Source organism: Bacillus pacificus (genome assembly GCF_020861345.1).
GTDB lineage: Bacteria > Bacillota > Bacilli > Bacillales > Bacillaceae_G > Bacillus_A > Bacillus_A pacificus.
In genome coordinates this window covers 2,903,897-2,918,515 of record NZ_CP086328.1, presented here as the reverse complement: position 1 = coordinate 2,918,515, position 14,619 = coordinate 2,903,897, and the positions used below count along the sequence as shown (strand labels likewise).

The following is a 14,619-nucleotide window of genomic DNA, read 5'->3' as shown; positions in this document are numbered from 1 at the left end:
GATGGCAGAGTTTTTTTGAGCATAATGTTTTTTGCAGAATAAGGGCTATGTTACAATGACATAAGTCAGACCTTTCACTAGGTGAAGTATTGTTGTATACATATATTTGAAAGGGGAAGAATTATGAAAAAGCATTTATATATAAATGGAGATTGGAAGTCTGTAAATACGTATAAACCATTATATGCACCATATTCTGAAGAAACATTAGCGGAAATCGCGCAAGGAACGGAAGAAGATGTAAAAGAGGCTGTTATTGCTGCAAAGAATGCAATGAAAGAAATGAATAGATTATCTGCATATGATCGTGCGACTATTTTAGAGAAAGTCGCACAAAAAATGGATGAAAGAAGAGAAGAATTTGCAGAGATTATTGCAAAAGAGGCTGCAAAACCAATACGTGCTGCAAGGGGAGAAGTAGATCGTACCGTTCAGACATACAAATTTGCAGCTGAAGAAGCGAAGCGTATATACGGTGAGACACTGCCACTTGATGCAGCACCTGGTGCAGATGGGCGCATTGCATACACAATACGAAAACCGATTGGGGTTATAGGAGCTATTACACCATTTAATTTTCCATTAAATTTAGTGGCACATAAAGTGGGCCCTGCAATTGCTGCTGGAAATACAGTTGTGTTAAAACCAGCTGATCAAACGCCTCTATCATCTTATGCATTAGTTGAACTATTTGAAGAAGCAGGATTGCCAAAAGGGACTTTAAATATTATTACTGGTCCTGGTTCAACTGTAGGAGAAGCAATAGTTACAAATGATGATGTTGCTTCCATTACTTTTACGGGAAGTCCGAAAGTTGGACTTGGAATTAAGGCAAAGGCTGGGTTAAAGCGAGTTACGTTAGAACTAGGATCGAATGCTGCTGTTATTATTGATGAAGATGTTGAATTAACAGATGAATTAATTGAACGAGTAAAATGGGGAGCATTTGTTAATAATGGACAAGTTTGTATTTCGGTACAACGTGTTTTTGTACATGAAGAGAGAATGGATGAATTTTTATCTAAGTTACAGAAAGCGATGGAAACAGTTGTTGTTGGTGATCCGTTGCTTGAGGAAACGGATGTATCAGCTTTAATTTCGAAAAAAGATGTCGAGCGTATCGATAACTGGGTGCAAGAAGCAGTTAAAGAAGGAGCGAGCGTTTTGTATGGTGGTAACAAACGTGATGAAAGGATTTTTAAACCAACTGTATTAACGAATGTTCCAGAGCATGTATCTGTACAGTGCCAAGAAGTATTCGGTCCACTTATGACAGTAAATACATTTAAAGAATTTGATGAGGCCATAGAGCAAGTAAATCATTCGCGTTACGGTCTACAAGCAGGCGTATTTACAAATAATTTGTTTAAAGCAATGCGTGCAATTGATGAATTAGAAGTTGGTGGTGTCATGATAAATGATATTCCAACGTTCAGAGTAGACCATATGCCTTACGGTGGTGTGAAAGAAAGTGGTACGGGGCGTGAAGGAATTAAATATGCAATCGAAGAAATGACAGAAATGAAATTAGTGTGTATTAAAAAATAAAGTAACTAGAACTTAAACATCGCAAAAAAACGAGTAGGAAATGTTTACGATTCCATACTCGTTTTTTTGTTTATTTGGCGTTTCTTAGAATGATTTCATTTAATCAAGTGTACCTTTTACTTCATTTCTTGTTTGAAAATAGCATCTTCTACATAAATTTGTTCTTTGTCGACAGCAGTGCTATGAGATAATACTAAACCGATTGGTGTTTCTATACCTTTATTTTGAACAATTGTAAAAGGAACATTTTTTTCATTCGCTAATTTAATGTATTTTGATAAATGTGGGTAAGCAATGCCACCATTTAGGAATATTTGTAATGATTGAGAAGAGCGCATGCTACTAGCTACTTCAGAATATACATTACTTTGCATTACTTGACCGATAGTTAAAGCGATTTCTACACGCTCACGTAATGTAGTTAAATACATATTACGTTCTTCTGGTTTGTTTTGCTTTTGGCCGTAAATGCCTTCTTGGAGATAATCTTCCACATTTTTATTTACCATATTTTTCACACCTTTCCTTTTCTATTGTACGAAAGAATGAAGCAGGATGCAAAAAAAGTCGCATCGAATATAAAAAATTTGAATGAAAGGAAGGAAAATGGAATGTAACAATCTAAACAATTAATAAAGTTATAAAAATTTTATCAACACATATTAACAAAATGTGACAATAATCTATTAACGAATCATGTTTTTTGTGTTAATATTCAAAATATAAAGGGTGTTCGTCGCATAGAAATGGAGGAATGGAGGTTTTTCCAATCGATAAGGATATTAAAGAAGTATTTTGTTCGCACTTGAAAAACAACAGGCACCAATTCGTTGAGAACTGGAAAAACAAAATGATAATTTCCGATAAAGATCCATTTAGACTAGAAGCAGTTCAAAATGGAGAGGATTTATTAGAGTTTATTATTGAACTTACTATGGAAGAAAAAGATATAAATTATCTTCAGCCATTATGCGAGAAAATTGCTATTGAACGTGCAGGAGCAGATGCGAATATAGGTGATTTTGTTTATAATGCAAATGTGGGAAGAAATGAGCTTTTCGAAGCGATGTGTGAATTAGATGTTAGTGCACGTGAATTGAAACCAATTATGGCCCAAATACATACTTGTTTTGACAAATTAATTTATTACACTGTTTTAAAATACTCGGAAATTATATCAAGAAATTTAGAGGAAAAACAGCAATATATTAACGAAACACATAAAGAAAGGCTGACGATTTTAGGGCAAATGTCAGCTAGTTTTGTACATGAATTTCGTAATCCACTTACTTCCATTATGGGGTTTGTCAAATTATTAAAGGCAGACCATCCTAGTTTATCGTATTTAGATATTATTTCTCATGAATTAGACCAATTAAATTTTCGCATTTCGCAATTTTTACTCGTATCGAAAAAAGAAATGTGGACTGAATCTGAACGGTTTTGGCTAAATGATTTGTTTCAAGACATTATACAGTTCTTATATCCAAGTTTGGTCAATGCAAATGTTTCTATTGAAAAGAATTTGCCATATCCAATTCCGCTTACTGGTTATCGGAGTGAAGTGAGACAAGTATTTTTAAATATATTAATGAACTCAATTGACGCTCTTGAATCAATGAAAGAAGAACGAAAAATTATCATTGATGTATTTGAAGAAGATCAATCGATTCGGATTGTAATAAAAAATAACGGGCCAATGATTCCAGCTGAAAATGTAGAAACGATTTTTGAACCATTTGTAACTACTAAAAAGTTAGGAACTGGTATTGGGTTATTTGTATGTAAACAAATTGTAGAAAAGCATAATGGGTCCATCATGTGTCGTTCAGATAATGATTGGACAGAATTTCAAATTGCATTTCAAAAATAAACAGTCTACACCAAATGAATGGTGTAGACTGTTTTAATTCGTAAGTATAACGGCTTCTAATTTAGGATCTTTCGTTGAATAACCTAAAATTGAAATTGTATAAATAATGTTCGGTTCGACTTTGAAATCCGGTATAGTTAGCAAGACACTTTGATTATCTGCGAGTGAAACTTCTATATCCGCTGTACCAGGGCTAACTTCTAAAAAATCTGTTATTTGTTTAAAGAGTACATTTTCAAATAAATGATCGCCACCTTTTAAACTTACATTTACAACAGGGGTATCGGGAGAAAAGTGCGCAAAGCGTATTTTTGCCTGGCCTGCTGGTAAATGAGTATTATCAAGCATAGGTTGTAATTGTAGATGATTATCACTATTTATTGCAGCAAAAGTATAAGTGTGATTTCCCATTATTGGTACTAAAGCTGAAAAGATGGGCGTTTCATTTCCGACAGGAACAATATCTATTCGGTACTTACCTTGTACTAATGTTAAATAGGGACTAAATTGTTTAAATGAAATATTTTTAATTACCTTTTGCCCATTTACTAAAATGTCAACGGCAGGTGTATTTGAAGCAGAGTGAAAAAATCTTATGTGCGATGGTAAAGCAGCTTCTTGTGAATCTCTTTTTTCGTATGCCTGTACAAGATTCGTAAGCGCATCATAATATTTCATATATAGTTCTGCATATTTTTTTGGATTATGAAATTGATAGTAACGAGCGAGCTGTTCGTAACGTGCAGCTTCTTGTCCATATTTTTCGATTTCAGATTGAGACATGAACATTCCTCCTTTGTCATCATTAAAACTATATGCTTAGCAAGAATGAGGTTATGCGAAAAAAATTGTTTTTTAAAGGAGAAAGGTTGAAAATTAATAATAAGTATTTTTTAAGGATACGTTAAGTTTAGGTGAACGAGAGTTATAATTTTCTAGAGGATACAAAAATATATCATCCATATTGGCTGAGGAAGTGTATATTTCGAAATGAAAAATTTGAGAGCATAACACGTGACATGTCGAAACCATGTCCTGAAACCCTTAGGAAACTAGGGATTTTTTAAATTATGGGCAAATACACATACAAAGTAATAATTGTCCTACATAAATTATAAAGGAAAGGTAGTTTGAAATTAAGGAAAGGAATGAAACCTTGGGATGGGGATATCCCGCAAGGAATTGTGAATGGAGTTATGGACGGTGTTGTGCTTTATACTGTAGGATGAATTGTGATTTTGTAATACTATTGTTTCTATTTACGTTAGCAAGTGACGGTATTAACTGATAAAAGAGCGTCGTGCCGAACTGATTAATGTGGTTAATCGGTTCTTTTTTTATCCGATTTTAATGGGCAGTAAGACCCACATCTCAAAATTCAGCGAAAACAAAGAAGTTAGGTGGGGGTCGGGCTGCCCATAAAAGTCCGATTGGTGAGGGCTGATTAAAGATTCACTTTATTGTATAAATGGAGGAGAATGTATGTGAAATATTGGGTTCTATAAAAATAATTGCTATGCATTTAGTAGGATTAATTGTCGAGATTTGTTTGAAAATATGCAATATAAAGTAGGAGAACAGGAAGGAGTTTAAAGGGAGTTTCGTCGAAGTTTACACAATGTCGGCATTTGAGGGAAGCTGACATTATGTTGGAAAAATATTTAGTGAAGCGTTAATTTTATATAAGGGAGGGTTATTTGGGCGTATAGATAAGGGTTGGTCTTTAATTTAAGTTCTGAATTTTCTGTTTTTAAATTGATATTTAGCACTCATTTGTATATTTTATAATAGTTTTTTGATAAATTCACTGCTTTCGCAGAGGGTTCTTTTTTATGAAAGAAACGTCAATTTTCTTCATATATATATACAAATTGGAGAAATGGGGGAGCGCTATGCGCGATTACTTAATTAAACCACTTGTTGGTCAGCCGTATCCAATGATTTCACATGGAAAAGGTGTGTATTTGTATGATCAAAACGGAAATAAATATTTTGATGGCTCGTCAGGAGCAATTACGGCAGGTATTGGGCATGGCGTAAAGGAGATTGCGGACGTTATCAAAAAGCAAGCAGAGGAGATTGCTTTCGTTTATAGATCACAGTTTACGAGTGAACCAGCTGAAAAATTAGCTAAGAAATTAAGCGATTTAAGTGTAGGAGATTTGAACTGGAGCTTTTTTGTAAATAGTGGTACGGAAGCAAATGAAACAGCTATGAAAATTGCAATTCAACATTTTCAAGAGCGAGGTATTCAAGGGAAACATAAAATTTTGTCACGATGGATGAGTTATCACGGTATTACGATGGGCGCCTTATCAATGTCTGGGCATCCACTGCGTAGACAACGTTTCGTGTCAATTTTAGAAGATTATCCAACTATTCCAGCTCCATATTGTTTTAGATGTCCGGTGCAAAAAGTATATCCAACTTGTCAGCTTGCTTGTGCGACTGAACTAGAAAGATCAATCGAAAGAATTGGTGCAGAACATATCGCAGCTTTTATCGCTGAACCGATTATCGGAGCAGCTGGAGGCGCAGTCGTTCCGCCGAAAGAATATTATAAAGTTATTAAAGATATTTGTAGTCATTACGATATTTTATTTATTGCTGATGAAGTAATGACTGGGCTTGGTCGTACTGGCGCATGGTTTGCGATGGAGCATTGGGGTGTAGAACCGGATATTATGACCCTTGGTAAAGGTTTAGGAGCTGGATACACACCGATGGCAGCGACGGTTGTAAGTGACCGTGTAATGGAGCCAATTTTACGAGGATCGCGTTCTGTTATGAGTGGGCATACGTTAAGTGCAAATCCATTATCTGCAGCAACAGCTCTAGCTGTTATTGAATATATGGAGAAACATAATCTACCTGAAAAAACAGCTGAAAAGGGAGAGTATTTAATAAAGGGATTACAGAAAGTTCAGCAACAATCGACAATCATTGCTGATGTGCGCGGAAAAGGGTTGCTAATTGGAGTAGAATTGCAACCGTTTACAAAAGCGTCGGAACTTATTTCGGTTGCAGCTAAAAATGGTCTTCTTTTATACCAAGCTGTTTCAGGGCAAGCAGGAAAAGAAGATAGTGCACTGCTTGTAGCACCGCCAATGACAACTACATATTCCGAGTTAGATGAATTACTTTCAATTTTTGCAAAAAGTGTTGAAGAAATGATGCAAAAAGGAGGGCATAGTATCGCATGACAACTATTACGAATACATTCAGTAAATTAAAAGAGATAGAGGAAGTAATTTCTTTATTCCACGATGATATGACATTAATGTTTGGGGGATTTGGGGGGATTGGATCCCCTCCATCTTTAATACAGGCGATTTTAGAAAAAGGAGTTACAAATTTAAATTTAATTGGAAATGATACAGGATTTCCTGATGTAGGAATCGGTCGTCTCGTTACGAATGAAAGAGTAAAATCATTAATTACTTCTCATATTGGATCAAATCCAAATGCAGGAAGACAGTTAAACGAAGGAAGGTTACAAATTGAGTTTTCTCCTCAAGGAACATTAGCAGAGCGTATTCGCGCTGGTGGTGTAGGACTTGGTGGCGTATTAGTTGATGTAGGTGTTGATACGATTGTAGAAGAAGGAAAACGTACTGTTGAAATGAATGGTAAAACATATTTAGTTGAAACAGCATTAACTGCTGAGGTTGCGATTGTATACGCGAAAAAGGCGGATCCATTCGGTAACCTTGTGTTTGATAAGAGCGCTCGTAACATGAACCCTCACGTAGCTATGGCCGGGGATATAACGATTGTAGAAGCAGAAGAAATTGTTCCACTTGGAAGTTTAGATCCAGAAGAAATTGTTGTCCCAGGAGTATTTGTAAATTATATCGTACCGTCGGAAGGAGTGAATTGGAAATGGGTATGGGCGTAGAAGTGAGAGATAAGATTGCTAAACGTGCGGCGAAAGAAATACAAAATGGTATGATTGTAAATTTGGGAATTGGTATACCATCGCTTGTACCGAATCATTTGCCTGACGATATAAACGTTATGTTTCATGCAGAAAATGGAATTGTAGGTATGGGACCTACGCCAAGTAAAGGAAATGAAGACGAAAATTTATGTAACGCAGCAGGTTTGCCAACTTCTCTTATTACAGGAGCAAGTTATTTTGATAGTTGCACAGCGTTTGGGATGATTCGAAAAGGTTTACTAGATATAACGATTCTTGGTTCATTACAAGTAAGTGAGAATGGTGATTTAGCAAACTGGATTGTTCCAGGGAAACGCGTTCCAGGTATTGGAGGAGCAATGGATTTAGCTCAAAAAGCGAAGCGGGTCGTTGTTGTGATGAATCATGTCGATAAATATGGAAATGCAAAAATTGTTTCGGAGTGTACATTACCATTAACTTCAAAAAAATGCGTAGATTTAATTATTACGGATATGGCAGTAATGGAAGTGACGCAGGATGGACTTATTTTGCAAGAATTAATGAGCCCATACACAGTAGAAGATATAAAACAACATACAGAAGCAAATTTTAAAATTGGTTCTAATTTACTAGTAATTGAATGAGGGGAGATGTAATATATGGAGCAATTAAAAAAACAAGTTTGTGATTATATTGAGAGTCATGAAGAAGAAAGCGTAAAATTTTTAAAACGATTAATTCAAGAAAAGAGCGTATCTGGTGAGGAAAGTGGTGCGCAGGCAATTGTAATTGAAAAATTACGTGAGCTAGGTTTAGATCTTGATATATGGGAGCCATCATTTTCTAAAATGAAAGATCATCCTTATTTTGTATCACCGCGTACAAGTTTTTCAGATAGCCCGAACATTGTGGCAACCCTTAAAGGAAGCGGCGACGGGAAATCTATGATATTAAATGGGCATATTGATGTCGTACCAGAAGGAGATGTGAATCAGTGGGATCATCATCCTTATAGTGGTGAGAAAATAGGAAATCGTATATATGGTCGTGGAACAACAGATATGAAGGGCGGCAATGTCGCATTAATGCTTGCGATGGAAGCAATTATTGAATCTCGTATTGAATTAAAAGGAGATATTTATTTTCAAAGTGTAATAGAAGAAGAAAGCGGCGGAGCAGGAACATTAGCAACTATATTACGAGGATATAAAGCAGATGGTGTTATTATTCCGGAGCCAACAAATATGAAGTTTTTCCCGAAACAACAAGGATCCATGTGGTTTCGTCTACATGTGAAAGGGAAAGCAGCACACGGTGGGACGCGTTATGAAGGAGTAAGTGCAATTGAAAAAAGTATGTTTGTTGTAGATCATTTGAGAAAGCTGGAAGAGAAGAGAAATGACCGAATTACAGATCCATTATTTAAAGGAATCCCGATCCCAATTCCAATTAATATTGGGAAAATTGAAGGCGGTAGCTGGCCAAGTTCTGTTCCTGATTCGTTAATTTTAGAAGGAAGATGCGGTATTGCGCCGAATGAGACTATAGAGGCAGCAAAAGAAGAGTTCGAGAATTGGATCGCTGAATTAAATGATGTGGACAATTGGTTTGTTGAAAATCCTGTAGAAGTGGAATGGTTTGGAGCAAGATGGGTTCCAGGTGAACTAGAAGAAAATCATGAGTTAATTACAACGCTCGAGCATAACTTCGTTGAAATCGAAGGGAACAAACCGATTGTTGAAGCATCTCCGTGGGGGACTGATGGAGGCTTATTTACACAAATCGCCGGTGTACCAACGATAGTATTTGGCCCAGGAGAAACGAAAGTAGCGCATTATCCAAACGAATATATAGAAGTTGATAAAATGATAGCTGCCGCAAAAATTATTGCATGTACATTACTAGATTGGTGTGAGGTGAAAAAATGAAATACTATGAATCTTTTAGAGAACAGACGAATGGCCATACAGTAGAAGGCGTTTTGGACTATTTTAATAAACGTATTCGAGTAGACCACTACACAGGAAATATTGAGAGAATCATCCAAACAATTGACGAATTAGCAGAGAAACATTCTTTCACTAAATGTATTGTTAAAGGAAAGGGAGAGCATGTTTCAACATGGCTCTCTTTCGGTTTTTTATTAGAAGCAACAATACCACATTATTTTCAAGGTCACGATGCATACTTCTTCGTGAAATTTAATAATGATGAAAGACGAAATAGTATTCATTGGGCTGAGGAAGATACCATTTTAAGCGGTGTAAAAGCAAAAGAAGTAAAGGAAAAAATAGTTCCGGAAAAATTCCTATTAAGAAAAGCGACAGAAGAGGACGCAGAAGAATTAGCAGCTGTCTTTGGAGAAGTATTTGAAGTGTATCCGACTCCTTTAAACGAAGCGAGTTATGTAAAACAAACGATGAAAGAAGACGATACAATTTACTATGTGTATGAATTCGAGGGGAAAATAATTAGTACAGCGTCTGCAGAAATGAATATAAAAGAAGGAAATGCAGAATTAACGAATTGTGCGACCTTACCCGAATATCGTAAACATGGGTTTATGAAAAGTTTATTAATTAAGTTAGAAGAAGAACTTCAAGAAAAATCGATTTTCTGTTCTTATACAATTGCTCGATCGCTTTCTTTCGGAATGAATGCAGCCTTTCATCAGTTAGGCTATACGTATACAGGAAGATTGGCGAACAATTGCTACATTTTTGATAAGCTAGAAGATATGAATATATGGGTAAAAGATTTGTCTAAATAGTACGTTATAAAAATAGAACGGAATCGTCATGCTTATAATCGCACATAGGTGTGCCGGAAATTCGGCATAGTATTTGCTGGATTTTCGGCAAGAGGGGGGATGACATTGCTAGCAGTTTCGACACAAGAAGTCATTGAGGCGATTTTGGGCAGTATTGATGAGGCTATACACGCAGTAGATGAAAATGGTATTACAATTTTCTATAATACTGTAGCTGCAAAACACGATGGATCAAAAATTGAAAAAGTGTTAGGTAAACATTTGTTAGAAGCGTTTCCTTCTTTATCTAGGGAAACAAGTACGTTGATGAAAGTATTAGATACAAAAAAACCAATCGTTCATCAAGTGCAGCATTATCAAAACTTAAATGGGGAAGACATTTGTACAGTAAATACGACGTTACCTATTTTCATAGATGGAAATATTGCTGGAGCTGTTGAAATTGCAAAAGATTATTCCACAGTACAAAAACTTACCGATACAATAGTCGATTTGCAGTCGAAAATAAAGCGGTCATCTAGAAAAAAAGCGGTCAAAAAGGATGTTGCATTTGAAACGATCGTGACGAATGATGCTCGGTTTAAACAGACGAAAGAATTAGCACAAAAAGTAGCCCCAACCGATGCGAATGTTTTAATATATGGGGAAACAGGAACAGGGAAAGAGTTATTTGTACAAGCGATTCATGAAGCCTCTAAGCGAAAGAACAAGCCGTTTATTGCACAAAACTGTGCAGCTTTGCCAGAGTCTCTATTAGAAAGTTTATTGTTTGGAACGACGAAAGGTAGTTATACGGGGGCAATTGAACGAGCGGGATTATTTGAACTTGTAGATGGAGGGACATTGTTTTTAGATGAACTGAATTCAATGCCACTCGATTTACAAGCGAAAATGCTACGTGTATTAGAAGATGGTGTTATTCGTCGTATTGGTGATAATAAGACGAGAAAAGTAGATGTTCGCGTTATTACCGCAATGAATCAGCCACCAGAAATATGTTTAAAAGAGAATAAAATTCGCACTGATTTATACTATCGATTAAATGTCTTTTCATTATATATTCCGCCGCTCCGTGAAAGAACGGAGGATGTATTATTGTTAGCGTCTTATTTTTTGAAAGAATATAATAAAAGTTATAAAAAAGGTGTACTTCAAATGGATAAGGAAGCGAAAGAAAGACTACAAGCTTACCAATGGCCTGGAAATGTTCGGGAGTTAAAACATACGATTGAACATGCTGTCATTATTGCAGAAGGGAATACATTAACAGCTAATTGTTTACCACGTACATTTCGGAAAGAGAGTTTTCCAAAGAAGAAGGGCATATTGCCTCTTAGAGAAGCACTTCATCAAACGGAAAAAGAATTAATAGATCAAGCGTTAATTGAAACAGAAGGGAATATATTACAAGCTGCAAAAATGTTAGGTATCCCTCGTCAGACGCTTCAATATAAACTGAGTAAGTACGACAAAACCGCCGAATAATTGGCGGTTTTTGTGTGTTTGCACCAATAAAAGAGCGTTTACATATATAAAAAGTAATGAATATGATAGTATGTATGGATTTCATACAGTGCTTAAAAATATTTTTTTCGCTTATATAATAGGGTTATCCGTACATTTACTTATCAATAAAGTAAAGTTGGCATAACTATTGCTTATATAAAGGATGAGCGTATAAAAAGGGGGAATAGCAATGTTACATGATGTATACAAACCAAATCGTCACTGGAAGGATATCGAATTATGGAAAGATGTTACTGAAGAGCAATGGAATGATTGGGTTTGGCAATTAACGAATACGATCAAAACGTTAGATGACTTAAAGAAAGTGATTAACTTAACACCTGATGAAGAAGAGGGCGTTAAAATTTCAACGAAAACGATCCCGTTAAATATTACACCGTACTATGCTTGGTTAATGAATCCTGATGACCCACGCTGTCCGATTCGGATGCAATCTGTACCGATCTCGGAAGAGTTATATAAAACAAAATATGATTTAGAAGATCCGCTTCATGAAGATGAAGATTCACCAGTTCCAGGGTTAACACATCGTTATCCTGACCGCGTACTATTCTTAGTAACGAATCAATGTTCTATGTATTGTCGTTACTGTACACGCCGTCGTTTTAGTGGACAAATTGGAATGGGTGTGCCGAAGAAACAATTAGATGATGCAATTGCTTACATTCGTGAAACACCACAAGTACGAGATGTATTAATCTCTGGTGGTGATGGTCTTCTTATTAACGATAAAATTTTAGAATATGTATTAAAAAATTTACGAGAGATTCCGCACGTTGAGATTATTCGTATCGGAACGAGAGCGCCGGTAGTATTCCCGCAGCGTATTACAGAAAACTTATGTAACATTATTAAAAAATATCATCCAGTATGGTTAAATACACATTTCAATACATCTATTGAAATTACTGAAGAATCGAAAAAAGCATGTGAAATGTTAGCGAATGCTGGTGTTCCAGTCGGAAACCAAGCAGTAATTTTAGCTGGTATTAATGACAGCGTTCCAATTATGAAAAAACTAATGCATGACTTAGTAAAAATCCGTGTACGTCCATATTATATTTATCAATGTGACTTATCTGAAGGTATTGGTCATTTCCGTGCACCAGTTTCTAAAGGTCTTGAAATTATTGAAGGTTTACGCGGACATACGTCTGGTTATGCAGTACCAACATTCGTTGTTGATGCACCAGGAGGGGGCGGTAAAATTGCGCTTCAACCAAACTATTTAATCTCGCAAAGTGCAGATAAAGTTGTACTTCGTAACTTTGAAGGTGTTATTACAACGTATCCAGAGCCAGAAAGCTACATTCCAGGAAGAGCAGAAGGGTACTTTAAAGAAATTTATCCAAACTACGAAGAAAAACGTTCAGATGTTGGTATCGCAGGCCTTATGAGTGATAAGAAATTCAACCTTGTTCCAGACGACTTACAGCGTATGAACCGTCGTAAAGACTATGAAGAGAATGAAACGCATGCAACATTAAAAGATAAACGTGATAAGCGGGACCAATTGAAAGATAAAAAATATCAAGCACAAATGGCTAAATTAGAAGAAAACGACAAAAAAACCGAGGGTGATGCAGTATGAATTGTATGTGGTGTGACAGTACAGAAGCAAAAGAAAGCTTAAATACTGTATATTGGGAATTGCCAGATGGTACGAAAGCCATTGAAATCCAAGAGACACCATGCATTTCTTGTTCCTCATGTGGTATGGACTATCAATCAGATCAAACAGTGAAAGAAATAGAAGATCAATTGTTTTTAATTTATACGAAAGATTTACCAAAACAACTAACATATGAAGAATTAATGGGAAGACCCCGTCTATTAAAAAGAAATTATTTTGACTTTTAACCAGCTTTTCTGCTGGTTTTTTTCTTTTTTGCCTTGTATAATGTACCCAAGTTAGAAAGGTAGGGAATATTTTTGAAAAAGACATTTTACCACTATATGATGAAGCATCGTGCAGCTTTATTTAGTAATGAAATATCGAATTTAGCAGAGGCAATGTACGATGATTTAAGTTTTCCGAAGCAATCTGAAGATTACGATGAAATTAGTTCATACTTAGAGCTAAGTGGAATGCTAGCAAGTATGTCTATATTTGATGAAGCGTGGGAGTTATACATACAAGATAGATAAAAACTATATGAACTTTTTTGACGTGAAGCTAGTCTATTTGCTAGCTTTTTTTACGTTGTAAATAAATTTTCATATAGTGATATTTTTTATTGAAAAAATTTATGAATATACGCTTCTGTGATAAGCGTTTTTATGTAGGTTGCATATACTGTTATCAAAATCACGACGTCAAAAAAAGGAGAGATATAGATGGCAAGGAAAAAGCAACCTAAATATAACGTAGGGGACATAGTCGTGATTACGCTATATGGAACCGTTGGTAAAATCACAAATATGAAGGTTTTAGATGGAGTTTACGTATACGAAGTCAATAATCATGATGGATTTTACGTAGAGCAAACATTGCAGCATGTTACTGAGCAAGATATGAAAAAAGGTGAAACTGAGTGGATTGAATTAAACTATAATTTCACATTTGGTGATCTCGTGCAAGTAACAGGATACGATAAAGATGTGTTTCGAATTGTTGGTTTTCGTACAGAAGTATGGAGATATAAAAATGACGCATGGGAAGATACAATATATGAACTATCACGAATTACGGATGGTGAATGGTTAGAAGCGGATGAGTCAGATTTAACGTTACTTGCTAATGCTCAAACGGCAAATGCAATTTTGAAGAAAATGAAACAAGATAAAGCAGGTATGAATAAATTAGATTTAGGAAAATTAAAGTCAATTAACAACTCAAAAAAAGTGAGTGTTAAGACAAATCGTCAAGAAATCATTGATGGATTACTTGATATTTATAACGATTACCAATTGTTATTTGATACATTTAAAGATGAAGAATACAAAATTGTTATGGATGTTGTTCATAATTATTTAGTTAAATTGACAGAGAAAAAATAG

At 35.5% G+C, this 14,619-nt stretch carries 14 protein-coding genes; 12 read left to right on the top strand and 2 right to left on the bottom strand.

Translation table 11 applies throughout. The features are described from left to right. The first annotated feature begins 123 nt into the window (after window positions 1-123). Complete coding sequence (locus LMD38_RS15305) at window positions 124-1,548, top strand: aldehyde dehydrogenase family protein (RefSeq protein ID WP_061183518.1); 1,425 nt, start codon at window positions 124-126, stop codon at window positions 1,546-1,548. A gap of 116 nt (window positions 1,549-1,664) precedes the next feature. On the opposite strand, the gene LMD38_RS15300 is transcribed toward LMD38_RS15305, so the two are convergent. Further along, entirely contained in the window at window positions 1,665-2,057 is a 393-nt protein-coding gene (locus tag LMD38_RS15300; RefSeq protein WP_000247570.1) for a YueI family protein, read from the bottom strand. A gap of 245 nt (window positions 2,058-2,302) precedes the next feature. Here LMD38_RS15300 and LMD38_RS15295 point away from each other — a divergent pair, with 245 nt between their 5' ends. Then, window positions 2,303-3,421, top strand: a complete 1,119-nt coding sequence (locus LMD38_RS15295; RefSeq protein ID WP_000451748.1) for a BA2291 family sporulation histidine kinase — start codon at window positions 2,303-2,305, stop codon at window positions 3,419-3,421. Between the two features lie 33 nt (window positions 3,422-3,454). Here the strand turns inward: LMD38_RS15295 and LMD38_RS15290 are convergent, their stop codons facing one another. Next, complete coding sequence (locus LMD38_RS15290) at window positions 3,455-4,204, bottom strand: DUF4397 domain-containing protein (RefSeq protein ID WP_062821120.1); 750 nt, start codon at window positions 4,202-4,204, stop codon at window positions 3,455-3,457. Between the two features lie 1,109 nt (window positions 4,205-5,313). Here LMD38_RS15290 and LMD38_RS15285 point away from each other — a divergent pair. The 10 genes from LMD38_RS15285 to LMD38_RS15240 all read left to right on the top strand — a co-directional run bounded on the left by LMD38_RS15285 (window position 5,314) and on the right by LMD38_RS15240 (window position 14,619). After that, window positions 5,314-6,624: an aspartate aminotransferase family protein gene (locus tag LMD38_RS15285; RefSeq protein WP_001205894.1), complete on the top strand. Its 1,311-nt coding sequence runs from the start codon at window positions 5,314-5,316 to the stop codon at window positions 6,622-6,624. Then, window positions 6,621-7,319, top strand: coding sequence for an acetate CoA-transferase subunit alpha (atoD, locus tag LMD38_RS15280; RefSeq protein WP_000208119.1), 699 nt, complete (start codon window positions 6,621-6,623; stop codon window positions 7,317-7,319). Before LMD38_RS15285 ends, atoD begins: the two co-directional genes overlap by 4 nt. After that, the gene (locus tag LMD38_RS15275) at window positions 7,304-7,966 is read left to right on the top strand and encodes a CoA transferase subunit B (protein ID WP_062822551.1); all 663 of its coding nucleotides are present in this window, start codon (window positions 7,304-7,306) and stop codon (window positions 7,964-7,966) included. The genes atoD and LMD38_RS15275 overlap by 16 nt, the downstream gene beginning before the upstream one ends. A 15-nt stretch (window positions 7,967-7,981) precedes the next feature. Then, entirely contained in the window at window positions 7,982-9,250 is a 1,269-nt protein-coding gene (locus tag LMD38_RS15270; RefSeq protein WP_062822550.1) for a peptidase, read from the top strand. Next, entirely contained in the window at window positions 9,247-10,092 is an 846-nt protein-coding gene (gene ablB, locus LMD38_RS15265) for a putative beta-lysine N-acetyltransferase (RefSeq protein WP_000878610.1), read from the top strand. The genes LMD38_RS15270 and ablB overlap by 4 nt, the downstream gene beginning before the upstream one ends. Before the next feature lie 99 nt (window positions 10,093-10,191). After that, entirely contained in the window at window positions 10,192-11,577 is a 1,386-nt protein-coding gene (gene rocR, locus LMD38_RS15260) for an arginine utilization transcriptional regulator RocR (protein ID WP_011040293.1), read from the top strand. A 211-nt stretch (window positions 11,578-11,788) separates the two neighbouring features. Beyond that, window positions 11,789-13,210 (top strand): lysine 2,3-aminomutase, encoded by a 1,422-nt coding sequence (gene kamA / locus LMD38_RS15255; protein WP_000902137.1) that lies wholly within the window; start codon window positions 11,789-11,791, stop codon window positions 13,208-13,210. Continuing rightward, the gene (locus tag LMD38_RS15250; RefSeq protein WP_000995764.1) at window positions 13,207-13,479 is read left to right on the top strand and encodes a YokU family protein; all 273 of its coding nucleotides are present in this window, start codon (window positions 13,207-13,209) and stop codon (window positions 13,477-13,479) included. The genes kamA and LMD38_RS15250 overlap by 4 nt, the downstream gene beginning before the upstream one ends. Window positions 13,480-13,551: 72 nt before the next feature. Further along, entirely contained in the window at window positions 13,552-13,767 is a 216-nt protein-coding gene (locus LMD38_RS15245; protein WP_000750723.1) for a YozE family protein, read from the top strand. A gap of 189 nt (window positions 13,768-13,956) precedes the next feature. Then, window positions 13,957-14,619, top strand: a complete 663-nt coding sequence (locus LMD38_RS15240) for a hypothetical protein (protein WP_000101501.1) — start codon at window positions 13,957-13,959, stop codon at window positions 14,617-14,619.

Bases quoted from the DNA above. Each gene is read 5' to 3' on its own strand.
- rocR (WP_011040293.1), top strand. From the start codon at position 10,192: ATGACATTGCTAGCAGTTTCGACACAAGAAGTCATTGAGGCGATTTTG.
- LMD38_RS15250 (WP_000995764.1), top strand. From the start codon at position 13,207: ATGAATTGTATGTGGTGTGACAGTACAGAAGCAAAAGAAAGCTTAAAT.
- LMD38_RS15300 (WP_000247570.1), bottom strand. From the start codon at position 2,057: ATGGTAAATAAAAATGTGGAAGATTATCTCCAAGAAGGCATTTACGGC.
- LMD38_RS15290 (WP_062821120.1), bottom strand. From the start codon at position 4,204: ATGTCTCAATCTGAAATCGAAAAATATGGACAAGAAGCTGCACGTTAC.
- LMD38_RS15240 (WP_000101501.1), top strand. From the start codon at position 13,957: ATGGCAAGGAAAAAGCAACCTAAATATAACGTAGGGGACATAGTCGTG.
- kamA (WP_000902137.1), top strand. From the start codon at position 11,789: ATGTTACATGATGTATACAAACCAAATCGTCACTGGAAGGATATCGAA.
- atoD (WP_000208119.1), top strand. From the start codon at position 6,621: ATGACAACTATTACGAATACATTCAGTAAATTAAAAGAGATAGAGGAA.
- LMD38_RS15305 (WP_061183518.1), top strand. From the start codon at position 124: ATGAAAAAGCATTTATATATAAATGGAGATTGGAAGTCTGTAAATACG.
- LMD38_RS15295 (WP_000451748.1), top strand. From the start codon at position 2,303: ATGGAGGTTTTTCCAATCGATAAGGATATTAAAGAAGTATTTTGTTCG.
- LMD38_RS15270 (WP_062822550.1), top strand. From the start codon at position 7,982: ATGGAGCAATTAAAAAAACAAGTTTGTGATTATATTGAGAGTCATGAA.
- LMD38_RS15275 (WP_062822551.1), top strand. From the start codon at position 7,304: ATGGGTATGGGCGTAGAAGTGAGAGATAAGATTGCTAAACGTGCGGCG.
- ablB (WP_000878610.1), top strand. From the start codon at position 9,247: ATGAAATACTATGAATCTTTTAGAGAACAGACGAATGGCCATACAGTA.
- LMD38_RS15285 (WP_001205894.1), top strand. From the start codon at position 5,314: ATGCGCGATTACTTAATTAAACCACTTGTTGGTCAGCCGTATCCAATG.